This window comes from Zestomonas insulae, assembly GCF_016901015.1.
In the GTDB taxonomy this organism is placed as follows: Bacteria; Pseudomonadota; Gammaproteobacteria; order Pseudomonadales; family Pseudomonadaceae; genus Aquipseudomonas; species Aquipseudomonas insulae.
Genome location: NZ_JAFEUP010000002.1, coordinates 371601 through 397548, shown reverse-complemented (window position 1 = coordinate 397548; position 25948 = coordinate 371601). Strand labels below are relative to the sequence as shown.

The following is a 25948-nucleotide window of genomic DNA, read 5'->3' as shown; positions in this document are numbered from 1 at the left end:
GCTCCGTAGGATGGGTTGAGCCCGGCGATACCTATCACTCCGCGCGATGGGTATCACTTCGCTCAACCCATCCTACGAACCGCCCCCCAGCACAGGACTCGTAGGAGCGAATTCATTCGCGATCCGCGCTACCTCGCGGCTCCGCGCCGCCTGCTATCGCGGATAAATCCGCTCCTACCGTTCCGTCCCGTGCGCGCCTCCTTGTAGGAGCGGCCCATGGCCGCGAACGATTTCCTCGCGCCAGTTCTCGCGGTCACAGGCCGCTCCTACCGGTAATGCGAAGGGACTCGCCGCGCCGCGCCGGCTGATCTAGCATGCAGCTCCATCGGGGCGCCCACCTGCCGGTGCGCCCTTCACCCGCCGGAGCCTGCACCATGTCCCTGTCGATGTACCAAGCCTCCATCCCGACCTTCCGCCGTACCCTGACCAGCCTCGCCGCGATCCTCGCCAAGGGCGCCGCCCACGCCGAGGCCAAGCAGATCGACCCGAGCGTGTTCCTCAACGCGCGCCTGGCGCCGGACATGTTCCCGCTGGTGCGCCAGGTACAGATCGCCTCGGACGCCGCCAAGGGCGGCGCCGCGCGCCTGGCCGGCGTTGACGTGCCGAGCTACCCCGATGTGGAGACCAGCTTCGCCGAGTTGCAGGAGCGCATCGCCAAGACCCTGGCGTTCATCGACGGCCTCGACGCCGCCCAGTTCGAAGGCGCGGAAACCCGCAGCGTAACGCTCAAGCTGCGCGACCGCGAAGTGACCTTCAACGGCCAGGACTTCCTGTTCGGCTTCGCCGTGCCAAACCTGTACTTCCACCTCACCACCACCTACAACATCCTCCGCCACAACGGTGTGGAGCTGGGCAAGCGCGACTTCCTCGGCGCCTGATCGCGGCCTGTCCGGTGAAAAACGCTGCGCGGTTGGCCACCCGACAAATCAGCGACCCGTCCTGCGCGCTTGTGTAGGAGCGAATTCATTCGCGATTCTCGGTAGCCGCCATCGCGGATGAATCCGCTCCTACATGCAGACGTAGTTCTGCTTGCCCACCAGCCACAAAAAAGCCCTCGTCATGAGGGCTTTTTTGTGGGGAACGGAACGACGAGTCGTCCCATAACCGCGCCTCAGAAGTTGTAGGTGAGCTGCACCCCGTAGGTCCGTGGCGCCACATAGCCGGTGGGATACACGCCGCGCTGGTTGACGATCTGCGACAGCACCTTATTCGACTGATCGGTGACGTTCTTCACGAAGCCGGTCAGTTGCAGCTGGTTGTCCGGGGTGAAGTAGCTGATCCGCGCGTTGCCGTTCCAGTAGTCCCCAGTTTCCTGCACCGGGTCATCCTGCACTGTGGCGTTGTGGTAGATGTGGCTGCGGTACGACCAGTCGGTGCCGAGCAGCAGCTGGCCGAAGTCGCCGAGACGGATGCGGTAATCGGTGTCCAGGCGGAACGAGGTTTCCGGGGTGCGGTAGAAGTCGTTGCCGCTGGCATCCAGGGTGGTCGGCCCGACCGTGTAGACGAAGTCGGTGTACTCGCTTTTCAGCAGGCCGAGGCTCGCGGCCAGGCGCCAGTTCTCCAGCGGCAGCGCCTGCACTTCGAGCTCGACGCCCTTGACGTTGCCGTCCGACGAGCCGGCGGTGCTGGTGATGGTGGTGCCGGGCACCTGCTGCTGGATGTTCAGCTGCAGGTCCTTGATGTCGTAGTAGAACGCCGAGAGGTTGGCGGTCAAGCGCCCGTCCAGCCACGAGGTCTTCAGACCGACCTCGTAGTCGGTGAGAGTTTCCGGATCGGTCTCGATGATCTCGCCACGCACGATCGACTGGTTGAAGCCGCCGGAGCGGAAGCCGGTGGCGATGCGGATGTAGCCGAGGATGTCGTCGGTGAAGCGGTATTCCGGGGTGATGTCCCAGGTGGTCTTGGTCCAGCTCGCGTCGGTGCTCAGCTCCTGCGGCGCGACCACCCCGGAGCCGCGCACCGAGTTGATGCCACCGGGGCCGATGATCACGATGTTCTGGTTGCCGGCGGTGTCGGTGGCGGTCAGCGTGGTCTCGGTGATGTCCTTGGTTTCCCAGGTCTGGCGCAGGCCGAGGGTGACCGCCGCGCGGTCGGTGAAGCGGTACTTCACGTTGCCGAACAGTGCCCAGCTCTTCGCGTCCTGGTCCCACGAAGCCACCGAGAACTGCTCCTGGGTGTTGCCGCTGCGGTAGCGCAGGGTGTCGGTCGCCGAGTCGGCCTGCAGGTCGTAGTAGTAGGCGCCGGCGATCCAGCTCAAGGCACGGTCGGTCGGTGAGCTGAGGCGGATCTCCTGGGTGAACTGATCAGACGAGGTGTCGCCGTCCGAGGCGGTCTTGTCCAGCGTGCTGCCCGGCGGAATCTGCGGGTTCAGCCAGGTGTCGCCGTTGCCCTTGTTGAGACCGGTGATCGAGGTCAGGGTGTTCTCGCCCAGGTACCAGTTGAGCTTGAGGGTGCTGCCGTACCAGTTGTTCGAGCTGTTGGCCAAGGTGCTGAAGAAGTCGCTGGTGTTGTCCGGATCGTCGCCGTACGGCGGCAAGTAGGTGGTGCCGCCCTGGCTGATGCCGCCGCCGGGATTCGGCGTGGTCACGTTGTTCACGCTGGTGGCGCCGACGATGTAGTTCGGCGTGTTGCCGGTGTTCAACTTGCGCAGGTTGAGGATCAGCAGCGCGTCGAGGTTGTCGGTCAGGTTGCCGAGCAACTGGAAGCGCCCGTTGAAGTCCTCGAAGCGCGGCCCGGTGGTACCGGTGATCACGCTCTCCGCCCAGCCCTCGCCCTTCTCGTAGTAGATCGCCGCACGGCCTGCCAGCTTCTCCGGCACCAGCGTGCCGCCGACCGCCGCCTCGGTGAGGCGGCTGCCGTAATCGCCGACGCCGAGCTTGGTGTAGCCGTTGGTGTCGAAGGTCGGTTTGCGCGAGACGAAATGAATCGCCCCGCCGGTGTTGTTCTTGCCCCATAGGGTGCCCTGCGGGCCGCGCAGCACCTCGACGCGGTCGAGGTCGAACAGCGGGAAGCTCTGGTCGCCCTGCAGGCCGACCACCACTTCGTCGACATAGATGGCCAGTGGGCCTTCCTGGTTGGCGTTCGGGTCGTTGGTGCCGATGCCGCGCAGGAACCAGCGCGGCTTGCCGGAGCGTCCGCCGGTGTTGCCGCTCGACTGCGCGGACAGGTTCGGCGCCAGTCGCTCGATGTCCGACGAGGTGGTGATGTTCTTGTCGCGCACCGCTTCACCGGTCACCGCGGTGATCGGGATCGGCACGTCCTGGACCTTCTCGGCGCGCTTGGAGGCGGTCACCACCACGGTCTCCAGCTGGCCCTCCTGGTTGCCGTCCCGCTTGCCGGTCGGCGGCTCCGTGGCCCAGGCGCCACCGGCAATCAGGCCGGTGGCCAGACCGGTCAGGCAGGCGCGGGAGATCGCTGCCGCCAAGCGTTTGCGCGGCCAGAAAAAGTAAGTTGGCGAAGCGGTCGTTAATACAGCCGGAAGAGCGCGATACAACATCATTAGTTCCCTTTTAAGAATGCCAGATCTCTGCACGCAGGTTCATGACTTGCCGTCGAGAACAAAAGCGCAACAACTATGCCAGCCACTTAAAAGGTAAATAATTCAAACAACTTAGATAACAATTACAGCGTTGCAGCATTACAAATTCAAAAGCACTTTGCTGATCAACGAACACAAAACTGCTGGCCGATAGCTGCTCCGACAACAACCCGCCAAAAACCGCTCTACGCCTAGTGCCAAGCCTGACTTTGCGATGACTGCTGAGCCAGCAGCAGCCCGCCAGCAATGCTGCTCGCCACCCAGCAAATGCCTACTCAACAGGCAACTTTTCGACGTACTTAATTGCCGCCTAGCAAGCGCCAGCCACGCGATAAAAACACTTGCATATCAATAACCATCAGCACTTCGAGCGACAACTTCACCCGCTCATTACTGTCCTGCGAAGTTGCTGGCATGGAAGCTGCTCTTTCCGCCATGCCACCAATTCACCTACTTCGAGGGTCTTGTCATGCCATCCACTTCGGCACAACCCGTCCAGCTCTGGTACACCCGCTGCGGCGCCGCCACCGCTTCCGCCCTGGCGATCCGCAAGAACTGGCTGCAGGAAGAGTTCGCCCAGCCCGGCACCGTGCTGCACTCGCTGCGCGATTCGACCAGCCTGGAGGTGCGCAACTCGCACTACCACCACGGCCAGAGCGGCATGTTCCGCGAAGGCGGCAACATCCCGCCGATCTGGGCCAAGGGCAGCGGCCAGGACACCGTGGTACTCGGCATCACCTGGCTCGACGAGTACCAGGGCATCCTGGTGCGCGCCGACAGCGCCATCCATGACCTCGCCGACCTCAAGGGCAAGCGCCTGGGCATCCCGCTGCACAAGGGCGCGGTCATCGACTTCCAGCGCGGCGCGGCCCAGCACGGCTTCGCCACCGCCCTGTCGCTGGTCGGCCTGAGCACCGCCGACGCCATCCTGGTCGATCTCGAGGCGCCCAGCTACGACATGCACGACGGCCCGCGCCGCGAGCCCGAAGAGCGCCCCGACGTGGCCGTAGCAGCGCTCGAGCGTGGCGAGGTGGACGCCATCTTCATCCGCTTCGCGCGTGGCTACCGGGTCGCCCAGCAGCCGCACCTGCGCCAGTTGCTCAACCTCAACGAGCTGTCCGACCCGCTGCTGCGCGTCGGCAACGGCACGCCGCGGCCGATCACCGTCGACCGCGCGTTCCTGGAGAAACATCCCGAGGTGGTGGTGCGCTACCTCGCCGTGCTGCTGCGCACCGCCGAGTGGGCGGCGCACAACCGCAACGAAGTGGCCCAGCTGCTGCTGCCGGAAAGCCGCGGCGCCAACGTAGCCGACGTATTCGCCGCGCACGGTGCCGACGTGCACCTGTCGTTCACGCCCAAGCTGACCCAGGCCTACATCGACGGCCTGACCACCCAGAAGAACTTCCTGCGCGACTGGGGCTACCTCAAGCACGACTTCGACGTGAACGACTGGGTCGTCCACGAGCCACTGGCGCAGGCCCGCAAGCTGGTCGAGCAGGAGCGCGCGCAAGCCGCCGCCTGACCCTTCACATCCCCGAGGAACCTTGTCATGACCGATATCACCAACGACGCCGAGCTGGTCGCCTACATCGAACAGGCGCGCGCCGACGCCGTGCACGCCTTCGACACGCTGCGCGCCAACGGCACGCTGTCCGCCAGCCTGACCTTCCACATCTCGCACCGCATTCCGGGCACCGACCACTTGCTGGCGATCCGCTTCCCCGGCGGCCTGGCCCGCGACCAGGCGCCGAAGATCAGCGTGGCGTCGTTCGCCGAAAACAGCGGCTTGATCCTCCACGAGTCGCGCCTGGAAGCCGACACAGTGATCCATGTGCACACCGCCTGGCTGTCCGCCTGGTCGCTGGCGCACAAGGAGTTCCCGATCCTCTACGTCGCCGCCGCCCGCCACCTGCTGGCACGCACCATCCCCAACCATCTGGAGCGCACCCGCAGCGTGCTCGAGGTGATCGGCGAACGCCTCGACAAGCACCCCGAACTGGCCCCGCCACCGGCCCTGCTGGAGTCCAACGGCGGCGCCAACTTCTGGGGCAAGGGCATCCTCAAGACCTCGGAAACCATCCTGTTCGTCGAGGAAGCCGCGCGCTTCCAGGCCATCGCCGAGCAGATCGGCGGCGCCCAGGTGTACACCCCCGGCGCGCTAGAGCTGCAGTGGAAACGCACCGGTCTGCTGGAACAAGCCAAGAACTACGAAGGCTGAGCCTTCCCCGGGCCGAGGCCATCGTGGCCGCTGCCGTCACCCGTTGAGGACACCCTTCCGTGAGCGAACAAAAGCGCCAATTGGTGCTGAACATTTTTCTCCACCGCTTCGGCCACCATCCCGAGGCGTGGCGCCACCCGAGCTCCACCGACGACGGCCGGCCGAACCTGCACTGGTACATCGAGGCCGCCAAGCTGGCCGAACAGGCCAAGTTCCACACCTTCTTCATGGCCGACTTCATCGGCCGTTCCGGCGAGATCAACGCGCAGACCGGGCGCGCGGCGCCGAACTACCAGTTCGAGCCGTTCACCCTGCTCTCCGCGCTCGCCGCGGTGACCCGGCACATCGGCCTGGTGGCGACGGTCAACACCAACTTCGACCACCCTTACCACGTGGCGCGCAAGTTCGCCTCGCTCGACCACCTCTCCGGCGGGCGCGCCGGCTGGAACGTGGTGTCGTCGTTCGGCGCGCACACCGCGCAGAACTTCGGCATCCACCAGGAACCGACTCACGAGCAGCGCTACGCGCGCGCCGCCGAGTTCATCGAACTGACCAAGGCGCTGTGGGACAGCTGGGACGACGATGCCTTCGACCACCCGCGCCGCGACCTCGGGCAGTTCTACGACCCGCACGCCGCACACCCGGTGCGTCACCAGGGCGAGCACTTCGAGTCCGCCGGCCTGCTGGATTTCCCGCGGCCGTTGCAGGGCTACCCGGTGTTCGTCCAGGCCGGCAACTCAGAGACCGGCCGCGAGTTCGCCGCACGGGTTGCCGAGATGACCTATTGCTCGGCGCAGTCACTCGACGTGGCGCAAGCCTTCTACTGCGACGTGAAGGGCCGCATGGCCAAGTACGGGCGCGCCGAGGACCAGCTGAAGATCACCCCCGGCCTGTCGGTGGTGGTCGGCGAGTCCGATCAGGAAGCGCAGGACCGCTTCGGCGAGCTGCAGGAGCTGGTCGACATCAGCAACGTGTCGTTCGGCGGCTTCGACCTGTCCGGTTACCCGGTGGATGGCCCGCTGCCCGACCTGCCCTACCAGGAGGACGCCAACGGCAAGGGCCGCTTCCGCCAGCAGCTCGAACTGGCGCGCCGCGAGAACCTGTCGATCCGCCAACTGGTGCTGCGCTTCCGCGTCTCGCGCGGCCACCTGCAGGCCATCGGCTCGGTGAAGACCGTCGCCGACCTGATCGAGCAATGGTTCGTCGAACGCGGCGCGGACGGCTTCAACGTGGTGCCGCCGTACCTGCCGCAAGGCTTCGCGGACTTCACCCGCCTGGTGGTGCCGGAGCTGCAGCGACGCGGCATCTTTCGCACCGAGTACAGCGCCGGCACCTACCGCGACAACCTGGGCCTCGACCGCCCCACCAACCGCCGCGACCCGCGCAACGCCTGAGCCCTGCGGAGCGGCGCAGGCCGCTCCGCCCTCCCCTCAGCGGCCGCTCGGGCGGCACTGCTGCTCGATGGGTTCGCCTGCCAACTCCGTACGCGGAAACCACAACCGTAACCAACTGTCTGCTGACGCTTTACCTGCGAACCTCGAGTCCTGATCATCGCCGGCCGCAGATGGCATTGGGCCACGATTCATTCAACTGAATGACGCGCCGTTCCCGGCCGCTGCGTACGATCTCGATACCTACACTAGATTGCCCACGAGGGCGGCAGGGGAAATGACCAAGCAATTCATTCGGCTGGTAGCCGTAACTTTCGCACTCGGGCTGGCACTCACAGGCTGCAGCACCACCCCTTTCGTTCCGGCCAGTCAGCCTCAGTGGGCGATCAACAGCACGCTGAGCAAAGAGCAGATCTGGGGGCCCTATCGGGACTTGGCCGGGACGTCTTGGACCGCACCAGACCAGCACTCCCTGTCATATCGGTGGGTGGTACAGGACATGGTTCTGGCCGAAGAAATCCGCCATCCGTACTCGGGCCAGTTGCTTACCACGAACACGATCCTGCCAGGCTCGAGGCCTGGTGAGCTGACGTATTGGATTCCTGGCGGCGTGAAGTGGGACGGCAAAATGGAAGGGACGGACACCGCGACGTTTGCACTGAACGCCTTCGTCAAACACCCATTTCGCATTCAACGCACGAGCGCCGGAGCACTCGTGCGTGAGGGAGTGACACTGAGTGGGGATGTCGTAGCTAGCGTCGACTCCTCGGTGACGTTCACCTCTTCTGGCACTGCCCCAGCTGTCGCTTCAAGCGCGGCACCATCCACCATGGCTTCACCCTCCCGTCCTGCATCCACGCCTAGTGGAGTGAAGGCGCTCACCTACGGCGAGAAGACGGATGCCGTTCTCGATGCTCGGAGCCTGACGGCATGGCACGGCGCTCGCTATCACCTTTACTCGCTCCCGGCGCGCAAAGGCGAAAAGGTCGTTGTGGTCACCGAGTGTCACGTCTCTGAAAACTCCAACTGCTGGTACCTGAATACCGTCGGCGAAGAAGCCCTCATTGTCGGTTGGGATGACAAGATCCTCACACCGAAAGGCTCTGCTTACCTGTTCACTCTGGAAAGCGATTACGAGGTCATTCGAGTGGGCGGATACGACGATGTGGCCTACAAAATCTTCGCAGCGACCGGCGCAAGCGGAGACCAATTGTGGAGCGAGTACCGAACGGATCAGCAGGCATACGCTGAAGAAAAGGCCCGGCAAGCGCGGGAGGCTGAACGGCTAAGCGCAGAAAGCAGTTCGAACAACGCCGCCATGTTCAACGCCGTCATGACTGGCTTGAGCCAAGGTATGGCAGCAGGCGTTGCCGACGCGCAGGCGGCGCAGGCATCGCAAGACGCGTTGCTCAACAGCATTGCCTACACCGCCCAGGCGGCTCAGGCCCAACAGGCATATGCCGCCCAAGAAGCTGAAGCAGAAGAGACCTACGCGGAAGTCTCTTCCGACTCTTCAGATGAAGAAGCCCAACAAGATGCCACGGTTGCCGCCGCCCTCGCCCAGACTCAGCAGTTGGTCAGCGAAGGTGGTGGCGACCAAGCGACGCTTGCACAACTGGCAGAGGTGCAGCAGGGGCTGCAGCAGCGGCAAGCGCAGAGGAAGCAACAAGCCGGCACCAACAAGATTCTGCCCTCGAAAATTCAGCTGAGTACGGCAACCAACAGCATCACGCCGTCGGCGAATCTGCCGGATGCAGCACCCGCCGCGGACAATATGGCGCGAGGCAAGGTCCGCCTGTGCAATCGCCCGGGTGATGAAGGCCCCGCCCACTGGCCGACTTGCCCGCAGACTCGCGCCGAAGAGGTAGAGGCCAAGCGTCTGGCCGCTGCAGGTGGCAGCGGAGATGGGAAAGCTGAGTCCTCGCGCTCTTCATCCAAAAGCCGGAAAGGTTCAGGCTCGGGAAGTTCGGAAGGCTCAGGCGTTTCCGGCGGATCAGGAAGTGGATCGCAGAACTCGCCAGGCAAAGCCAGCACCAGCGACGACGAGACATTCGCGTGGTGCAACCAACCCATAGCGGGCAGGTTCAGGTGCTGGGGGCCAAACGCCAAAACTGGCACTTACGGAACGCTGAAGATCGCGCTAGACATAGCGGGTTGCCCGAAAGGCGAAGGGGATTCGCCCGCTGTTGGAGAGTCCACGTTCTTCCATTGCCATTCGAAGCTACCGCCGTGGCGCACAGGCGTACCTGAAAGCCATCCAGATTGGTAAGCGAAACAGCCCCGCCACTGCGGGGACTCAACTTTTTCTGCCACCAATGCACGAGAAAAGAACTGAAATGTAAAAAGGGGACGGATTTACTTTCATCTCTCTAAAGAAATAGATCTGTCCCCGCTCCGTGCGCACCCGCCGGGTAGTGAAGGGTCTACAGCGGCGCGGCATCCTCCGCACCGAGTACAGCGCCGACACCTACCGCGACAACCTCGGCCTCGACCGCCCCACCAACCGCCGCGACCCGCGCAACGCCTGAGCCCTGCGGAGCGGCGCAGACTGCTCCGCCCTCCCCTCAGCGTCCGACCGCTTTCGGCCGACTCTGTTGAAAAAGTAGCTGCCCCCCCACGTCGCCGACAGAATTACGCTGTTAGCGAGCGCGGGGGCGAACAGCATGATGGGACAGCTACCGAGTGGACAGCGGGCCCGGCCAGCTTCAGCATCGACCAGATCCAGTCCGATGTGGACAGGAAGATCGACGCGAATACGAAACAGCAGAAGCACTAATGCGACAACCCGGCGCCCGCCTCGTGCGGGCTCCTACTTCTGCGGAGCAATGTATTCACTGTCGAGGTTTACGGCTTCGCGACGGTTCCAGTGCCATTTTCTACCAAGCTTCCCCTCGGGGCACTGGTGGTCGGTCGGTGGCCGATCACGTGCAGCCCCGATTCTGGCCCGCTGAAGTAAACCTGCCACGGCTCGGCCGCTGAGGTGTTATGCAATAGCTTTGGGGTGTTCAGCTATTTGCGCCCAATCGGACCGCCCCTACGCTCCCTCTCGCAGCGAAATCTGTCCGCATCCCGACGGATTTCGGCAGCTTTCAGACGAGAGGAATCGAGGCATGATCCACGAGACAGCGGCCCAGCGCGTGGCCCGCGTGTTCGCCATCCAGCGCGAGGCGTTTGTGGCCCGACCGCAATCCTCGCTGGCCGAGCGCAAGGCCAAGCTGCGCGCACTACGCACCCAGATTCGGCGCTACCAGGACGCCATCGTCGTGGCGATGAGCGCCGATTTCGGCCACCGCTCCGCCGTCGACACTAAATTCCTCGATCTGATGGGCTGCGTTCTGCACATCAACCACACGCTCAAGCATTTGGGGCGTTGGATGAAGCCCAGCGCGCGGCCAACCGAGCTCCTGTTCAAGGGCAACAAGCTGTGGGTGGAGTACCAGCCCAAGGGCGTGGTGGGAGTCATCTCCGCCTGGAATTTTCCGGTCTATATCGGGATCGCCGGCCTCGCCAGCGCGCTCGCGGCGGGTAACCGGGTGATGCTCAAAATGTCCGAGTTCAATCCGCACACCAATGCGGTGCTCAAGCGCCTGCTGGCCGAGGTGTTCGACGAGGACGAAGTCGCGCTTGTCGGCGGCGAACTGGACGATCCCGGCCTGTTTTCGGCGCTGCCCTTCGATCACCTGGTGTTCACCGGCTCGCCGGGCGTCGGCCGCCTGGTGATGCGCGCCGCCGCTGCCCACCTGACGCCGGTGACCCTCGAACTGGGCGGCAAGTCGCCGGCGGTGGTGCTCGACGACTACAACCTGGTGGACGCCGCGCAGCGCATCGTCCATGGCAAGGGCACCAACTGCGGGCAGATCTGCATCGCCCCGGACTACGCGCTGGTGCCGCGCGCCCGCCTGGAGCCTTTCGTCGCCGCCCTGCGCGAGCGCTTCCAGGCGCTCTACGGCGCCCAGGCGGCGCGCAACGACGACTACACCTCGATCATCGACGAACGTCAGTTCCAGCGCCTGCAGGGACTGCTCGACGATGCCCGGGCCAAGGGCGCGCAGGTCACCGTGTGCGGCGACGTGCTGCCCGGGCACCGCCTGCCGCTGCACATCCTCACCGGGGTGACGGCGCAGATGCGCGTGATGCAGGAGGAAATCTTCGGCCCGCTGCTGCCGGTGCTCGCCTACGACCAGCTCAGCGAGGTGGTCGGCCACATCAACCGCGGTGAGCGGCCGCTGGCGCTGTATCTGTTCTCCACCGACACCCACGCGGTCGAGGGGATGCTCCGGCAGACCCACTCCGGCGGCGTCACCATCAACGACTGGGGCTGGCATGCGTTCAATCACGGCGCGCCGTTTGGCGGCGTCGGTAATTCCGGCATGGGCAACTACCATGGCGAGGAAGGCTTTCGCGAACTCAGCCACGCGCGCACGGTGTTCCAGCGGCGCACCTGGTTTCCCACCCAACTGTTCCATCCCCCCTACGGCCGCTGGCCGCAGAACCTCGCGCTGAAGCTCTACCTGGGTAGCGCCGATCCGAAAGTGAAGCCTTGAGGAAAACCGATATGAGTCAGCAGGTATTCGATTACGTAGTGGTCGGTGGCGGTTCAGGGGGCTGTCCGGTGGCGGCGCGCCTGAGCGAGGACGCCGAGGTCAGCGTATGCCTCCTCGAGGCCGGCGGCAGCGACAAGAAGGTCCTGATCCAGGCGCCGCCGGGCATTGTCGTGATGATGCGCGAAGGTTTTCACAATTGGTCCTTTGAAACCGTGCCGCAACCAGGGCTAGACGGCCGCAAGGGCTACCAGCCGCGTGGAAAGACGCTGGGTGGTTCGAGTTCGATCAACGGCATGGTCTATGTGCGGGGTCACCGCTGGGACTACGACCATTGGGCGGAGCTGGGCAATCCCGGCTGGAGCTACGACGAGGTACTGCCGTACTTCAAGAAGTCCGAGCATAACGAGCGCTTCGGTGAGAGCGAATTCCACGGCGCCGGTGGTCCGCTGAACGTTGCCGAGCTGCAGTCGCCAAGTCCGTTGTGCGAGGTGTTCATGGGCGCCGCCGAGGCGCAGGGCATTGCGCGCACGGACGACTACAACGGCCGCGAGCAAGACGGCAGTTTCCGCTACCAGGTCACCCAGAAAGACGGCGAGCGTTGCAGCGCAGCCAAGGGCTACCTGTGGCCGAATCTGGATCGCGGCAACCTGAAGCTCTTCCTCAATGCGCCGTTCCACAGCCTGATCTTCGAGGGCAAACGCTGCGTCGGCGTGCGGTACCACAACGGCAAGCAGGTCGAGGAGGTGCGGGCGCGCCGCGAGGTGATCCTCGCCGCTGGCGCCTTCGGAACGCCGCAGGCGCTGATGCTCTCAGGTATCGGCCCGGCCGAAGAACTGACACGGCTGGGTATTCCGCTGCGGGTGGACCTGCCCGGTGTCGGCCAGAACTTACAGGATCACATCGACTACACCGTGCCCTACAAGGCTAATCGCCCGCAGGGCTGCATCGGTCTCACCGTTGGCGGAGGCGTCAAGCTGGCAGCCGCTGCTGTGGAGTGGGCGAGCAAGCGCAGCGGCCTGCTGACCACCAACTTCGCCGAAGCCGGCGCCTTCTTGCGCTCCGATCCGGCACTGGACAAGCCCGACCTGCAGATGGTCTTCGTCACCGCCGTGGTCGACGATCATGGCCGCAAGCTGCACTGGGGCTACGGTTACAGCTGCCATATCGAAGTGCTGCGGCCGAAAAGCCGCGGCACCGTCACCCTGCGCAGCAGTGATCCGCTCGATGCCCCGGTGATTGACCCGCGTTTCTTCGAGCGGCGCGAGGACATCGACTTGCTGGTCAAGGCCGCGAAGACCCAGGCACGGATTCTCGAGTCCGAATATTTCACCCCATTCGAGCCGGAGCTCATCTACCCCGTCGACTGGAATGACGACCAGCAGATCGAGCAAGACATTCGCCGCCGTGCCGATACCCAGTACCACCCCGTCGGGACCTGCAAGATGGGCCCGGACAGCGACCCGCTGGCGGTAGTCGACGCGCGCCTGCGTGTGCGTGGCGTCGAGGGCCTGCGCATCGCCGACGCCTCGGTCATGCCGACCATTCCCGGCGGCAACACCAATGCGCCGACCATCATGATCGGCGAGAAGGCCGCCGCCATGCTCAGGGAGGATGCGCGCCGCGGTTGAACCCGCGAGCAGCGCGTCCCGCCGACGCGGGACGGCCACCCAGCAGTCAATAACTCCAACAAGAGAAGACTCGATGTATTACACCCAAGCATTGCACCGTGCCGTGCAGCAGCATCCCCAGCGCCTCGCCACCATCTTCGGCGAGCGCTGCCACACCTATGCCGAGTTCGGCGAGCGTGTCGCGCGCCTGGCCGCCGCACTGCAGGCGCTGGGTATGGCCAGTGGCGACCGCATCGCCATGCTGTCGCTCAACTCCGATCGCTATCTGGAGTACCTGTTTGCCGTGCCGTGGGGCGGCGGCGTGTTGAACCCGTGCAATACGCGCTGGTCCGCCGCCGAGATTCTCTATTCGCTGGACGATTCGGCATCCAGCATGCTGCTGGTCGATGACGCCTTCCTGCCGTTAGCCAAGGCGTTCATCGCCGACGCTTCGACCCTGCGCCAGGTGATCTACTGCGGCGAAGGCGACACCCCGGCGGGAATGCACAGCTACGAAGCGCTGATTGCCGACCACGCGCCGATGACCGACGTGGCGCGCCGCGGCGACGACCTGCTCGGGGTGTTCTACACCGGCGGCACCACCGGCTTTCCCAAGGGCGTGATGATCAGCCACAACGGCATGGGCTACTCGTCGCTGGCGTTGCATGCCGAGCTCGGGCCGACCCTGGCCGACGGCGTTTACCTGCATAGCGCGCCGATGTTCCACCTGGCGGACATGGCCGGCGGCAGCATGCACTGGCTCTGCGGCAATACCCACGCCGTGGTGCCGGCGTTCTCCGCCGAGGCAGTGATTGAGGTGATCGAGCGTCATCGGGTCACGCACACGCTGCTGGTACCGACGATGATCCAGTTGCTGGTGGATTCGCCGGCCCTGCAGGGGCGCGACCTGGCCAGTCTGAAGAGCGTGGTTTACGGCGCCTCGCCAATATCCGAGGCGGTGCTCGACCGCGCCTTCGGCAGGCTGCCGGGCGTCGAGTTCATGCAGGCCTACGGCATGACCGAGATGTCGCCAGTGGTTGCCGTCAACCCGGCCTGGACCCACCGCCCCGAGCATCGCGCCAGTGGCAAGCTGCGCTCCGCCGGGCGCGTTGGCCTGTGCAGTCAGGTGTGCATCGTCGACGCCGAAGGCAACGAGGTGCCGCGCGGCACCATTGGCGAAATCGTCGCGCGCGGGCCGAACATCATGCTGGGCTACTGGGGCAAGCCGGAGGCCACGGCAGACGCGATTCGTGACGGTTGGATGCAAACCGGCGATGGCGCCTACATGGACGAGGACGGCTTCATCTTCATCGTCGACCGGGTCAAGGACATGATTGTTACCGGCGGCGAGAACGTTTACTCGGTGGAAGTGGAGAACGTCGCGGTCAAGCATCCGGCCGTGCAACAGTGCGCGGTGATCGGTATTCCCGACGAGCGCTGGGGCGAACTGGTGCACGCCTGCGTGGTGCTCAAGCCGGGCATGACGCTGGAGCTGGAGGCGTTGATCGACCACTGCAAGCAGCACATCGCCAACTACAAATGCCCACGCAGCATGGAAGTGCTGGACAGCCTGCCCATCTCCGGCGCCGGCAAGATCATCAAGAACCCGCTGCGAGACAAGTTCTGGGCCGGCCGCGATCGCCGCGTTGGCTGAGGTTCGCAGCTCGTAGGATGGGTTGAGCGCAGCGATACCCATCAACCAGGCCGTGTGGGTATCGCTGCGCTCAACCCATCCTACGCATTGCTGGCGCCCTCGCCTCGGGCGAGGACGCCAGGCGAGGGCTTACAGCTGGCGGGCGATCAGGTCCTTCATCACCTCGTTGGCGCCGCCGTAGATCTTCTGCACCCGCGAGTCGACGAACAGCCGCGCGATCGGATACTCGTCCATGTAGCCGTAGCCGCCGAATAGCTGCAGCAGCTCATCGGTGACCTTGCACTGCATATCGGTGCACCACAGCTTGGCCATATAGGCGGCCTGGGCATCGAGTTTTCCGTCCAGCAGGCGCTGGATGCAGTCGTTGATGAAGGTGCGGCCGACGTGGGCAATGGTGGCGCATTCGGCCAATTTGAATTTGGTGTTCTGCAGATCGAACAGGCTCTGGCCGAACATCTTGCGGTCTTTGGTGTAATCGGTGGCCAGCTCCAGGGCCCGCTCGATGACCGCCACGGCGGGCGCCGCCAGCAGCAGGCGCTCGTAGGCCAGCTGGCTCATCAACTGAATGAAACCGTTGCCTTCCACCCGACCAAGCAGGTTGGCCACCGGTACGCGCACGCTGTCGAAGAACAGCTCGCAGGTGTCCGAGCCATGCAGGCCGATCTTCTTCAGCTTGTTAACGCTGAAGCCCTTGAGGTTCTCAGTCTCGACCACCACCAGCGAAATACCCTTGGCGCCATCGTCCGAGGTGCGCACGGCAACCACCACCAGATTGCCGCTGTAACCGTTGGTGATGAAGGTCTTGGATCCGTCGATTACATACTCGTCGCCTTCGCGGCGAGCACGGGTGCGCAGGGCCTTGAGGTCCGAGCCGCAACCCGGCTCGGTCATGGCGATTGCGGCGAAGAGTTCGCCGCTGGCCAGGCGCGGAATCCACTGCTGTTTTTGCTCCTCGTTGCCGTAGTCGAGTATGTAGTGGGAGGCAATGGAGTGCACGGCAGTGCTTGGCGGCAAGCCGGCGCGGCCGAGTTCTTCCACGGCGACCAACTGATAGGACAGCGGGGCGCCGGCGCCGCCGTATTCCTCACCGATCTCAGGTAACAGGAAGCCCATTGCCCCGAAGCCCTGCCAGACCTCGCGCGGGACGTGGCCCTGCTCGCGCCAGCGATCGTTGTGCGGGGTCATCTCGTTAGCGATGTAGCGACGCAGCTGGTCGCGGTAGGTCTCGATGTCCGAGTCCATCCAGGCATGTTGGTGCAGTTGGGGCAGCATAGGGTTCGATCTCCACGAATCATGTCGGCGCCACTGGGGAGGGGCGTGTCGTGGGCGAGCCTATGGCTTGTGCTGGCGCGCGCAAATAGCTATTTGCCGCAAAGCAATTGCCATCTACCTCAGGCGGTCAGAGGCCCTTGCGCACCTGCCCTGGCGGCTGGCCGGTCCAGCGCTTGAAGGCGCGCTGAAAGCTAGCGCTGTCGGCGAAGCCGAGCTCCTCGGCGAGCACCGGGATGGGCAGCTTGGTGGTCTGTAGGCGATAGATCGCCCAATCGCGGCGCAGGCTGTCGCGGATGTTCTGGAACGAGGCGCCTTCCTGGGCTAGGTGACGCTGCAACGAACTCGCCGAGCAATGCAGGGCGGCGCTGGTCTGCTCGAGGTCCGGCCAGGTCGCGTGGAGGGCGCGCTCCTCCTGCAGGTAGGCGCGCACCCGGTCGCCGACACGCGCCGGGATGGCAGGCACCAGCAGGTCGAGCAGCGACTTGTCCAGGTAGGCGTCAAGGTGGCTGCTGTCTCTGCGCACCGGGGCCTGCAGGGCTTGCGAATCGAACCAGACCGCCGAGTGGGGGGTGCTGAAGCGGACCTCGGTAGGGAAGATTTTCTGGTAGTCGCCGGCGTAGTCGGGGCGCGGAAACTGCAAGTCAACGCCCACCGGGCGCAGGTTTCCGCCCTCCAGCCAGGTCATGAAGCGCCACAGCTGGCGCAGAATCAGTTCATGAGCGAACTGCCGAGCCTGCATTTGTGGATTGCTGAAACGCAATTCGACCCGCACGCGGTGGCCGTCGTCCAGCAGCACGGGGTTGAGGTCGTCCTGCAGCAGTCGCAGCGTGTGGGTGAACTCGTACAGCCCGCCGACCAAGGTTCCGCCCGTCAGGGCCGAGCGCACCATCAGCGCGAAACTGCCGCGCCGCAGTTTGCGCGAGAACATCGCCACGCCTTCGTCGTCGAGCCCGGCAATGGTCCTGCGCAGCAGAGCGGCGTACTGGTCGACGGTGACGTGGTGATCGAGGTCTTGCGGCTGCTGCGGGTCGATGCCGGCCTCGCGCAGAAAGCCTTCAATCGCGTAGCCCTGCTCGCGGGCCGCAGCCAGCAGGGAGGAGACGAACACGGCGGCGAAGACAACGGGAGTAGGGGTCGACATTAGTGGATTCTGCAATGCATTTGCGGTGCTGGGACATTGGCGGGATTAAGGGCATCCCTAACATTAAGCCCACAACGCCCCGTGCTGACGCAACTCAATGCAGGAAGAGACCATGAGCCGCAATGTCTACGTGATCGGGGTCGGCATGATCCCATTCGTCAAGCCGGGTGCCAACGCACCGTACCCCGAGATGGCCGCTACTGCCCTGCGAACCGCCCTGGCCGATGCTGGCCTGGAATACGCCAGCATCGAGCAGGCCTACGTCGGCTACGTCTATGGCGATTCTACCGCGGGGCAGCGTGCGCTCTACGAAGTCGGCATGACCGGCATCCCGGTGGTAAACGTTAACAACAACTGCTCGACCGGCTCCAGCGCGCTGTACCTGGCCAACCAGGCAGTTCGGGGCGGCGCGGAATGCGTTTTGGCGCTGGGTTTCGAGCAGATGAATCCGGGCGCGCTGGGCACCCAGTTCGGTGACCGGCCGAGCCCATTCGAGCACTTCGACCGGCTCACTGACGAACTGGTCGGTAATGGAGACATCCCCTTCGCGTTGCGTTACTTCGGCGGCGCCGGCCAGGCGCACATGCGCGAGTTCGGCACCAAGTTGGAGACCTTCGCCAAGATCCGCGCCAAGGCCAGCCGCCACGCCGCGCACAATCCGATGGCGCTGTTCCGTAACGTGGTCAGCGCCGACGACGTAATGAACTCGCCAGTGATGTGGCCGGGGGTGATGACCCGCCTGATGGCCTGCCCGCCGACCTGCGGAGCCGGCGCGGCGATCCTCTGCTCAGAGGACTTCCTCAAACGCCATGGCATCCAGGGCGCGGTGCGCATCCGCGCGCAAGCCATGGTCACCGACACGCCGCAGGCCTTCGAGGCGCGCGACATGCGCGAAGTGGTCGGCTTCAGCATGGCGCGTAGCGCCGCGCAGCAGGTCTACGAGGCCGCCGGCGTCGGCCCGCAGGACATCCAGGTGGTCGAGTTGCATGACTGCTTCGCGCAGAACGAGCTGCTCAGTTACGAGTCGCTGGGCCTGTGCCCAGTGGGCGGCGCCGAGCGCTTCGTCGAGGACGGCGACAACACCTACGGCGGCAAATTCGTCACCAACCCCTCAGGCGGCCTGCTCTCCAAGGGCCACCCGCTGGGCGCCACCGGTCTCGCGCAGTGCACCGAGCTGGTCCAGCAACTGCGCGGCCAGTCTGGCGCCCGCCAAGTGGAAGGCGCACGCCTGGCCCTGCAACACAACCTCGGACTCGGCGGCGCTTGCGTCGTGACCCTGTACGAACGCCTCTGAGGAGCAACCCATGATCGACAAAAAGTGGATCGGCCACGAACTGGCCGCCACCACCATGACGCTTGAGCGCGGCCGGCTGTGCGCCTTCGCCCGGGCCATCGGTGAGACCGACCCGGTGTACACCGACCTCGCCGCCGCCAAGGACGCCGGCTACGCCGACCTGCCGGTGCCGCCGAGCTTTCTGTTCGGCGCCGAGCTGGACGCCGGCACCCTCGACCGCATGCTGGACGACCTGGACATCCCGATCGCCAAGATCCTCCACGGCGAGCAGAGCTTCACCTACCACAAGGCGCTGTGCGCCGGCGAAACGGTCATCGTGAAGTCGCGCATCGCCGACATCTTCGACAAGAAGAACGGCGCCCTGGAGTTCCTGGTGAAGACCTCGGAAGCCCGTAACGACAACGACGAACTGGTCGCCGAGCTGCGCACCGTACTCGTGGTCCGCCACTGATGGAGTTCTGCGCATGAGCAACGCATTGCAGAACGTGAAGGTCGGCGACCGCCTGCCGGAGCTGACCCTACCAGCGGTCAACCGCACCACCCTGGCGCTTTTCGGCTGCGCCTCGGGCGACCTCAATCCAATCCATCTCGACATCGACTTCGCGCGCAAGGCCGGCATGCCCGACGTGTTCGCTCACGGCATGTTGAGCATGGCCTGGCTCGGCCGCCTACTGACTCGCTGGGCGCCGCAGAGCCGACTTCGCAGCTTCGGCGTGCGCTTCCAGGGCATCACCCACCTGGGCCACATCATCACCTGCCAGGGGCGGGTGACCGAGATCGCCGAGGTCAATGGCGAGCGCTGCGCCCGTGTCGAAGTAGCCACGGTCAACCAGTACGGGCAGATCAAGATCGTCGGCGACGCGCTGGTCGCTCTGGGCTGATTCCCTGTTTCCGCATTTTCTAGGACTGACAAATGAGTAAGAAGCTCGACGGCAAAGTCGCCTTGATCACCGGTTCCGGGCGTGGCATCGGCCGCGCCATTGCGTTGAAACTCGCCGCCGATGGTGCCCGCGTGGTCGTCAACGACCTCGACGCCGCGCCGGCTGAAGACGTGGTCGCAGAAATCCGCGCCGCGGGCGGCGAGGCGGTGGCCTGCATCGGCAGCGTCTCCGCGCCGGACTTCGCCGAGCGCTTCGTCGGCACCGCGGTCGAGCACTACAAGGGCCTCGACATCATCGTCAACAACGCCGGCTACACCTGGGACAACGTGATCCAGAAGATGACCGATGAGCAGTGGTACGCGATGCTCGACGTGCACCTCACCGCTCCGTTCCGCATCCTGCGCGCCGCCCTGCCGGTGATCCGCAGCCTGGTCAAGGCCGAGCAGGAATCCGGCGTGCGCAACGTGCGCAAGGTGGTGAACATTTCCTCGGTCGCCGGCCTGTTCGGCAACGCCGGGCAGACCAATTACTCCACCGCAAAGGCCGGGATCACTGGGATGACCATGACCCTGGCCAAGGAGTGGGGGCGCCTGAACACCACCGTCAACTGTGTGGCCTACGGCTTCATCAAGACACGCCTGACAGAAGTCAGCGCCGACGGCAACGCCACCGCCAACATCGAAGGACGTGAGATCAAGGTCGGCGTCAATCCGGACTTGATGACCTCACTGGAGCGCACCATTCCGCTCGGTCGCGCCGGCACGCCGGAAGAGGCGGCGGGCTCGGTGTACATGTTCTGCATTCCGGAGGCCGACTATGTCAGCGGCCAAACGCTGCTGTGCAGCGGTGGGCTGACCGGGATCTGAGCCAGGCTTCCCACCGCATTGCTCATAACGCTCAACCACAGCAATTCAGCACCGAATGACGGAGAAGCCGGGGCCATGCGCGCTCGGCTGCGCCCATATTCGAGCTACCACGGGTCGCTGAAGGCACCCGAAATAACAACAAGGAGCAAAAATGAAAGACAAACGCAGCGGACTGTCGCGGCTGGTGCTGGCCGCATCACTCGCGGGTTTTTCGGCGCTGGCCGTGGCCGCGGACAAACCGAACATCCTGGTGATCTTCGGCGACGACATCGGCCAGACCAACATCAGCGCCTATGGCCAAGGCGTCGTCGGTTACGAGACGCCGAATATCGACCGCATCGCCAAGGAAGGCATGCTGTTCAGCGACTATTACGGCGAGAACAGTTGCACCGCCGGCCGCTCGACCTTCATTACCGGACAGGCTTCCTTGCGCACCGGCCTGACCAAGGTCGGTATGCCTGGCGCACCAGTGGGCCTGCAGGCGCGCGACGTCACCATGGCCCAGGCCCTCAAGGCACGCGGCTACGCTACCGGGCAGTTCGGCAAGAACCACCTCGGCGACCGTGATGAATATCTGCCGACCAACCACGGTTTCGACGAATTCTTTGGCAACCTCTACCACCTGAACGCCGAGGAAGAGCCCGAGCGCCCTTACTGGCCGAAGGATGACCCGGATTTCGTCAAGGCCGCTTCGCCGCGTGGCGTGATCCACTCCTACGCCGACGGCAAGATCGAGGACACCGGTGCGCTGACGTCCAAGCGCATGGAAACCATCGACGACGAAACCACCGCGGCGGCGCGGGCGTTCATCGAGAAGCAGGCCAAGGCCGACAAGCCGTTCTTCGTCTGGATGAACACCACGCGCATGCACCTGTTCACCCACGTCCGCCAGGCTCATCAGGGCCAGAGCGGCATGCCGGGTAACGAGTACGCCGACGGCATGCTCGAACACGACAGTGACGTCGGCAAACTGCTGAAGACCCTGGATGATCTGAAGATCGCCGACAACACCATCGTCGTCTATTCCACCGACAACGGGCCGAACCAGTTCTCCTGGCCGGACGCGGCGACCACGCCGTTCCGCAACGAGAAGAACTCCAACTGGGAGGGGGCTTTCCGCGTGCCGGCGATGATTCGCTGGCCGGGCAAGATTCAGGCCGGGGAAGTTGCCCGCGGGATGTTCTCCGGACTCGACTGGTTCCCCACGCTGCTGGCGGCGGCGGGTGATACCGATATCAAAGAGCGTCTGCTCAAAGGTGCCGACCTCGGCGGCAAGACCTACAAGGTGCACCTCGATGGCTACAACCAGCTGGACTACCTGACCGGCAAGACGAAAGAGAGCGCGCGCAAGGAGTTCTACTACTTCAACGACGACGGTGCACTGGTCGCCTCGCGCTTCGGCGACTGGAAGGCGGTGTTCTGCGAGCAGCGCAAGCCGGGCGGTTTCGAGGTATGGAGCGAGCCCTTCGTCTGCCTGCGCGTGCCGAAGATCTTCAACCTGCGCATGGACCCATACGAGCGTGCGGATGTGGTCTCCGATCAGTACTACGACTGGATGCTCAAGAATGTTTACCTGATCAACATCGCCAGCATGAAGGCTGCCCGGTTCCTGCAGACCTTCGTCGAGTACCCGCCGAGCCAACGCCCCGCCAGTTTCAGCATCGACCAGGTACGCAAGCGGGTCGATCAGCAGATCGAGGAAAAGATGCGGCAAGCGCAGTAGCGGGGTAAGGGGTGTCTGACTACCGACAGGCGCCTCCTCGTCCTGAACGTCCGCCCCGGCGCTTACCCGTTGTCGGTGCCGGCCGGGCGTTCCTTCTAGATCGCAGAGTCTTCCTCTCTCTCCCTCCAGCTACGAGCTGCCGCTCATGCGCCTTCGCAGATTACTTTGGGGACGTCCGAGGGCAGCCTCTGGCCGGTTAGCGCCCTTGCTCTGGCTAACCATCCTTGTCCTCCAGAACGCGGAGGACAAATCCATGAACTCCATTACCACCTGCAGTCATCAGCCCTGGAACAGTGGAGGGGCCGGCGGACAACCTATGCGGGGTTATGCGTCCTCCGGGACTAGCGATGATTGCGATAGCGTTGGGTCAAGGACTGCACGAGGGTGACGTAGGTTTGCGTCTCGGCGTAGGGCGGCACCCCGTTGTACTTGTCCACCGACAGTTCGCCAGCGTTGTAACCCGCCAAGGCCAAGGTCTGATTGCCGTTGAAGCGCTTGAGCAGCCAGGCCAGGTAGCGCACGCCGCCACGAATGTTCTGCCGCGCGTCGAACGGATCGTCCACGGCGAAGCGCTCGGCGGTGGCGGGCATCAGTTGCATCAGTCCCTGGGCGCCGGCGACGGAGATGGCGTTGGGGCGAAACGCCGATTCGGCATGGATCACCGCGCGGACCAGCGCCCGGTCGACACCGTAATGACCCGAAGCAGCTTCGATCTCCCGCCGATAGGAACGGGTGTCCAGGCGCAGTGAGGCGACCTTGAAGTCCTTCGGCGCCATGCACAGATAGCAGCCCTTGATGTAATAGAGATCCAGCACATCCACCCGTGCGGAAATCCCAACGGGGCGTCGACTGACGTACTGACGAACACCCTTGTGGACGAAGGTGTACACCCGCATCCGCCCTGCGCCTGGGTTGTCGTCCCTCACAAGCCTCGGCTGGGCCATTGCCTTGGCGCCGACGGCGCCGCCCGCCACGCCATCCACCCGGGTGCAGCGGGCGCTGGCGATGGTTTGGCTGTTGTAGCTGATGGTTCCGTCCCTGGCCTGGCACTTGAACATGGCGCTGGCGCACAGTGGCGCGACCAGCAAGGCCAGCCCGATGCAGCCAGGAAGGCTCTTGCGAGCCCATCGCCATGTTCTGGAACTCATCACATCGCTCCGCGCCGCAGGCGCCGATCAGGCCGGGGGCCTGGCCCGAGCAACCGGGAAGCACCCATTGGGGCTGCCGTTGCCGGCGGTAACCCCAAGCGAGCTTTGCGCACGCTCGCCGTGCTCCTGTTACTGACAGGACCCCAGGATTTCCCAGGCGCTGCCTTTGCAGGGCCCGGCCTGCGTGGCCCACCGTTGGTTATAGCCCGTGTAGCCGGCTTTGAAACCTGCTGTGACGGACGGGCTGCCGGCGCTCCCGCGTGACGCAGGCCTGAGTGCTCGGACGACGCGTCGTCCCGGCCTGTCAGGGCCGGGCGCACGTCTGATCCGCGGGTTACTATCGAGGCAACCTAAACGATATCGTCCACTACGCCGCCATCGACCCGTAACGCCGCGCCGCTGGTGGCGGACGCTTGGGTAGAGCAGACATAGACGACCATATTGGCCACCTCCTCGACAGTTGCCGCACGCTGGATCAAGGAGGTTGGGCGGTGCTGCATGACGAACTCGGCAGCGACAGCCTCCAGGGTTTTCCCGGATCTGACGCGCTCCTCGTCAAGCATATGGGCCAGCCCGTCTGACAAGGTCGGCCCAGGCAACACGCTATTGACGGTCACGCCGCTACCTGCGACGCGCTTGGCCAAGCCGCGAGACAACGACAGCTGCGCGGTCTTGGTTACTCCGTAATGAATCATGTCCGCCGGGATATTGAGGCCGGACTCCGACGAGATGAACACCACCCTGCCCCAACCGCGCTCGACCATGGCCGGCACTAATGCACGACTGAGCCGCACCCCCGACATCACGTTGGTCTGCCAATAGTTTTCCCAGCACGCATCATCGGTCTCGAAGAAATCGACCAGACCATAGATTCCGGCGTTGTTCACCAGAATATCTACCGCCGGCAACGCGGCGATCAGCGCGTCAACACCGTCCGCGTTGCTCAGATCAGCCACGGCCCCGCTCAAGCTGGCCTGCGGTAGCGCTTCGCGTATGCGCGCCAGGGCTTTCTGCACCGAACTGTCACTGCGGCCGTTGATGACCACGGTAGCGCCGGTGGCCGCCAGGCCTTGCGCGATGGCAAAACCGATGCCGCCTGTCGATGCAGTGACCAGGGCGGTTTTGCCAGTCAAATTGATATGCATGATTTGTCCCCTGCTAGCACCGGGTTCTGCCCGGCGGGTTGGTTTGGTCGCTGCAAAGCGTAGTAGCCCGCCGGCCTGTCCGTTGGCTGGCTACCCAAAGACCGCCACCGGGCAATTGGCGATGGAACGACCTGCAAAACCCCTGGCGCAGGCTGCAGTCCCTGGGGACCGGCCCCACCCGCATGGCCGGAGGCCGGACATAAAAAAGCCCAATCACCAGGATTGGGCGAAGCACACGATGAACCACAGCTTTCCAATCAATCACGGTATGCCGGCGCCCTTGTAGACCACCCCACCCTTCATCACCCAGCCAACCTTGGCGAAGCGCTTCACGTCGGCCAGCGGATCGCCATCCACGGCGATCAGGTCGGCGTACTTGCCGACTGCGATGCTGCCGATGTCCTGGTCGCGTTCGAGGAAGCGTGCGGCGTCGAGAGTCGCGGCGCGGACCGCCTGCAGCGGGGTCAGGCCGATCTCGACCAGCAACGGGAACTCCGAGGCGTTCTCGCCCGGAGGGCCGTCGGTGCCGTAGATGATCGGCACGCCGGCCTTGACCAGCTTCTGTGCGTTGCTCTGGTAGACCTCCAGCACCTTCTGCAGCTGCACCAGCGCCGCCGGCGAGGCGCCGACCGCCTTGGCGCGCGCCAGCGCGGTGCCGTACACCGACAGGGTCGGCACCACCACCTGATGCCGGTTGGCCTTGATCAGGCGAATGCCTTCGTCGTCGATCAGCGAGGCGTGCTCGATGGAGTCGACGCCGAGGCGTGCCGCCAGCTTCACGCCGTCGGTGGCGTGGGCGTGCACGGCGACCTTAACGCCGTAGCGGTGCGCGGTCTCGACCACCGCCCTCACCTCCTCCTCGGCGAACTGCGTGGTGGTCGGATCGGTGCCGCTGACGAAGCCGCCGGTGATACAGATCTTGATGAAGTCGGCGCCGTACTTGGCCTGCTCGCGCACCTTGCGCACAAAGCCTTCGGGGCTGTCGGCGACGCCCGGCGCGTCGACCGTCACGCCCGGCGCCAGGCGTGGTCCGCTGCAGTGCCCGCCGGTCACCGCCAGCAGGGTGCCGGCGTCGAGGATGCGCGGGCCGACCACATCGCCGTCGGCGATCGCGTCGCGCAGCGCCACCCCGGAGAAGCTCGGCCCCGCCCATGCTGCGCACGGTGGCCGCGCCCTTCAGCACGCCGCGCGCGACGCCGGCGTTGGGCCCGGCGCCGTTGGCGATGTGCACGTGGGCATCGATCAGCCCAGGCAGCGGCGCCCGTTCACCGAGGTCGATGACCTGTGCCCCGGCCGGCACCGGCAGCCTGCTCGGCGTTGCGCGCCAGCACCTGCGCACGCAGGGCATCGGCAGTGGGCGCGGCGAAGGCGCCGCTGGACAGGCCGAGCACGGCCACGGCTAGGCCCAAACGGCCTCTGGGGAGGAATGACATAGGTGGCTCCTTGCATGGATGCTTTTTGTAGGAAGAGGTACGGGAAGGAGGTCGGGCAGGCGAGGCAGGCATGACTGCGCCTGTCCCGAGACA

General features: G+C 64.7%; 21 protein-coding genes. 15 read left to right on the top strand and 6 right to left on the bottom strand.

Features of this window, described 5'->3' with window-relative positions:
* Window positions 1-374: 374 nt before the first annotated feature.
* Window positions 375-878: a DUF1993 domain-containing protein gene (locus tag JQX08_RS07545; protein WP_204915676.1), complete on the top strand. Its 504-nt coding sequence runs from the start codon at window positions 375-377 to the stop codon at window positions 876-878.
* Window positions 879-1111: 233 nt separating this feature from the next.
* On the opposite strand, the gene JQX08_RS07540 is transcribed toward JQX08_RS07545, so the two are convergent.
* Window positions 1112-3424 (bottom strand): TonB-dependent receptor, encoded by a 2313-nt coding sequence (locus JQX08_RS07540; RefSeq protein WP_204915675.1) that lies wholly within the window; start codon window positions 3422-3424, stop codon window positions 1112-1114.
* Window positions 3425-4007: 583 nt separating this feature from the next.
* Between JQX08_RS07540 and JQX08_RS07535 the strand changes: the two genes are divergently transcribed.
* From JQX08_RS07535 to JQX08_RS07505, 8 genes are all read left to right on the top strand, one after another.
* A complete protein-coding gene (locus tag JQX08_RS07535) occupies window positions 4008-5060 on the top strand; it encodes an ABC transporter substrate-binding protein (RefSeq protein WP_204915674.1) in 1053 nt (350 codons plus the stop codon).
* A 27-nt stretch (window positions 5061-5087) separates the two neighbouring features.
* The gene (locus JQX08_RS07530; RefSeq protein WP_204915673.1) at window positions 5088-5756 is read left to right on the top strand and encodes a class II aldolase/adducin family protein; all 669 of its coding nucleotides are present in this window, start codon (window positions 5088-5090) and stop codon (window positions 5754-5756) included.
* A gap of 59 nt (window positions 5757-5815) precedes the next feature.
* Window positions 5816-7150 (top strand): NtaA/DmoA family FMN-dependent monooxygenase, encoded by a 1335-nt coding sequence (locus JQX08_RS07525; protein WP_204915672.1) that lies wholly within the window; start codon window positions 5816-5818, stop codon window positions 7148-7150.
* A 274-nt stretch (window positions 7151-7424) separates the two neighbouring features.
* Window positions 7425-9416 carry a hypothetical protein gene (locus tag JQX08_RS07520; protein ID WP_204915671.1) on the top strand — a complete coding sequence of 664 codons (1992 nt, stop codon included), beginning with the start codon at window positions 7425-7427 and terminating at the stop codon, window positions 9414-9416.
* Between the two features lie 127 nt (window positions 9417-9543).
* Window positions 9544-9675 (top strand): hypothetical protein, encoded by a 132-nt coding sequence (locus tag JQX08_RS22360; protein ID WP_283246514.1) that lies wholly within the window; start codon window positions 9544-9546, stop codon window positions 9673-9675.
* Between the two features lie 582 nt (window positions 9676-10257).
* Complete coding sequence (locus JQX08_RS07515) at window positions 10258-11691, top strand: coniferyl aldehyde dehydrogenase (protein WP_204915670.1); 1434 nt, start codon at window positions 10258-10260, stop codon at window positions 11689-11691.
* Window positions 11692-11702: 11 nt separating this feature from the next.
* The gene (locus JQX08_RS07510; protein WP_204915669.1) at window positions 11703-13319 is read left to right on the top strand and encodes a GMC family oxidoreductase; all 1617 of its coding nucleotides are present in this window, start codon (window positions 11703-11705) and stop codon (window positions 13317-13319) included.
* Between the two features lie 73 nt (window positions 13320-13392).
* Complete coding sequence (locus JQX08_RS07505; protein ID WP_204915668.1) at window positions 13393-14952, top strand: long-chain-fatty-acid--CoA ligase; 1560 nt, start codon at window positions 13393-13395, stop codon at window positions 14950-14952.
* Between the two features lie 129 nt (window positions 14953-15081).
* Here the strand turns inward: JQX08_RS07505 and JQX08_RS07500 are convergent, their stop codons facing one another.
* Both JQX08_RS07500 and JQX08_RS07495 read right to left on the bottom strand, forming a co-directional pair.
* Window positions 15082-16224 (bottom strand): acyl-CoA dehydrogenase family protein, encoded by a 1143-nt coding sequence (locus JQX08_RS07500; RefSeq protein WP_204915667.1) that lies wholly within the window; start codon window positions 16222-16224, stop codon window positions 15082-15084.
* 127 nt (window positions 16225-16351) lie between these two features.
* Window positions 16352-17365, bottom strand: coding sequence for an AraC family transcriptional regulator (locus tag JQX08_RS07495; protein WP_204915666.1), 1014 nt, complete (start codon window positions 17363-17365; stop codon window positions 16352-16354).
* A gap of 112 nt (window positions 17366-17477) precedes the next feature.
* Between JQX08_RS07495 and JQX08_RS07490 the strand changes: the two genes are divergently transcribed.
* The 5 genes from JQX08_RS07490 (at window position 17478) to JQX08_RS07470 (ending at window position 22129) form a co-directional block, all read left to right on the top strand.
* Window positions 17478-18659, top strand: a complete 1182-nt coding sequence (locus JQX08_RS07490) for a lipid-transfer protein (protein ID WP_204915665.1) — start codon at window positions 17478-17480, stop codon at window positions 18657-18659.
* A 10-nt stretch (window positions 18660-18669) separates the two neighbouring features.
* Entirely contained in the window at window positions 18670-19110 is a 441-nt protein-coding gene (locus tag JQX08_RS07485) for a MaoC family dehydratase N-terminal domain-containing protein (protein WP_204915664.1), read from the top strand.
* Window positions 19111-19123: 13 nt separating this feature from the next.
* Window positions 19124-19540: a MaoC family dehydratase gene (locus tag JQX08_RS07480; protein ID WP_204915663.1), complete on the top strand. Its 417-nt coding sequence runs from the start codon at window positions 19124-19126 to the stop codon at window positions 19538-19540.
* A 32-nt stretch (window positions 19541-19572) separates the two neighbouring features.
* Entirely contained in the window at window positions 19573-20406 is an 834-nt protein-coding gene (locus tag JQX08_RS07475) for an SDR family NAD(P)-dependent oxidoreductase (RefSeq protein ID WP_204915662.1), read from the top strand.
* Between the two features lie 151 nt (window positions 20407-20557).
* Window positions 20558-22129 carry an arylsulfatase gene (locus JQX08_RS07470; protein ID WP_204915661.1) on the top strand — a complete coding sequence of 524 codons (1572 nt, stop codon included), beginning with the start codon at window positions 20558-20560 and terminating at the stop codon, window positions 22127-22129.
* 341 nt (window positions 22130-22470) lie between these two features.
* Here JQX08_RS07470 and JQX08_RS07465 read toward each other — a convergent pair whose 3' ends face one another.
* The 3 genes from JQX08_RS07465 to JQX08_RS07455 all read right to left on the bottom strand — a co-directional run bounded on the left by JQX08_RS07465 (window position 22471) and on the right by JQX08_RS07455 (window position 25550).
* Window positions 22471-23277 carry a lytic transglycosylase domain-containing protein gene (locus JQX08_RS07465; RefSeq protein ID WP_204915660.1) on the bottom strand — a complete coding sequence of 269 codons (807 nt, stop codon included), beginning with the start codon at window positions 23275-23277 and terminating at the stop codon, window positions 22471-22473.
* A gap of 350 nt (window positions 23278-23627) precedes the next feature.
* Window positions 23628-24422, bottom strand: a complete 795-nt coding sequence (locus tag JQX08_RS07460) for an SDR family NAD(P)-dependent oxidoreductase (protein WP_204915659.1) — start codon at window positions 24420-24422, stop codon at window positions 23628-23630.
* Window positions 24423-24683: 261 nt separating this feature from the next.
* Window positions 24684-25550, bottom strand: a complete 867-nt coding sequence (locus tag JQX08_RS07455) for an amidohydrolase family protein (RefSeq protein ID WP_204915658.1) — start codon at window positions 25548-25550, stop codon at window positions 24684-24686.
* A 149-nt stretch (window positions 25551-25699) separates the two neighbouring features.
* On the opposite strand from JQX08_RS07455, the gene JQX08_RS22355 reads away from it, so the two are divergent.
* On the top strand, window positions 25700-25825 hold the full coding sequence (locus tag JQX08_RS22355; protein ID WP_283246513.1) for a hypothetical protein: 126 nt from the start codon (window positions 25700-25702) through the stop codon (window positions 25823-25825).
* Window positions 25826-25948: the final 123 nt, after the last annotated feature.

Excerpts from the sequence above, each read along its gene's own strand:
- JQX08_RS07485 (WP_204915664.1), top strand. The coding sequence starts at position 18,670 with ATGATCGACAAAAAGTGGATCGGCCACGAACTGGCCGCCACCACCATG.
- JQX08_RS07515 (WP_204915670.1), top strand. The coding sequence starts at position 10,258 with ATGATCCACGAGACAGCGGCCCAGCGCGTGGCCCGCGTGTTCGCCATC.
- JQX08_RS07490 (WP_204915665.1), top strand. The coding sequence starts at position 17,478 with ATGAGCCGCAATGTCTACGTGATCGGGGTCGGCATGATCCCATTCGTC.
- JQX08_RS07520 (WP_204915671.1), top strand. The coding sequence starts at position 7,425 with ATGACCAAGCAATTCATTCGGCTGGTAGCCGTAACTTTCGCACTCGGG.
- JQX08_RS07505 (WP_204915668.1), top strand. The coding sequence starts at position 13,393 with ATGTATTACACCCAAGCATTGCACCGTGCCGTGCAGCAGCATCCCCAG.
- JQX08_RS07475 (WP_204915662.1), top strand. The coding sequence starts at position 19,573 with ATGAGTAAGAAGCTCGACGGCAAAGTCGCCTTGATCACCGGTTCCGGG.
- JQX08_RS07500 (WP_204915667.1), bottom strand. The coding sequence starts at position 16,224 with ATGCTGCCCCAACTGCACCAACATGCCTGGATGGACTCGGACATCGAG.
- JQX08_RS22355 (WP_283246513.1), top strand. The coding sequence starts at position 25,700 with ATGACCTGTGCCCCGGCCGGCACCGGCAGCCTGCTCGGCGTTGCGCGC.
- JQX08_RS07545 (WP_204915676.1), top strand. The coding sequence starts at position 375 with ATGTCCCTGTCGATGTACCAAGCCTCCATCCCGACCTTCCGCCGTACC.
- JQX08_RS07480 (WP_204915663.1), top strand. The coding sequence starts at position 19,124 with ATGAGCAACGCATTGCAGAACGTGAAGGTCGGCGACCGCCTGCCGGAG.
- JQX08_RS07495 (WP_204915666.1), bottom strand. The coding sequence starts at position 17,365 with ATGTCGACCCCTACTCCCGTTGTCTTCGCCGCCGTGTTCGTCTCCTCC.
- JQX08_RS07535 (WP_204915674.1), top strand. The coding sequence starts at position 4,008 with ATGCCATCCACTTCGGCACAACCCGTCCAGCTCTGGTACACCCGCTGC.
- JQX08_RS07470 (WP_204915661.1), top strand. The coding sequence starts at position 20,558 with ATGAAAGACAAACGCAGCGGACTGTCGCGGCTGGTGCTGGCCGCATCA.
- JQX08_RS07530 (WP_204915673.1), top strand. The coding sequence starts at position 5,088 with ATGACCGATATCACCAACGACGCCGAGCTGGTCGCCTACATCGAACAG.
- JQX08_RS07465 (WP_204915660.1), bottom strand. The coding sequence starts at position 23,277 with ATGAGTTCCAGAACATGGCGATGGGCTCGCAAGAGCCTTCCTGGCTGC.
- JQX08_RS07460 (WP_204915659.1), bottom strand. The coding sequence starts at position 24,422 with ATGCATATCAATTTGACTGGCAAAACCGCCCTGGTCACTGCATCGACA.
- JQX08_RS07510 (WP_204915669.1), top strand. The coding sequence starts at position 11,703 with ATGAGTCAGCAGGTATTCGATTACGTAGTGGTCGGTGGCGGTTCAGGG.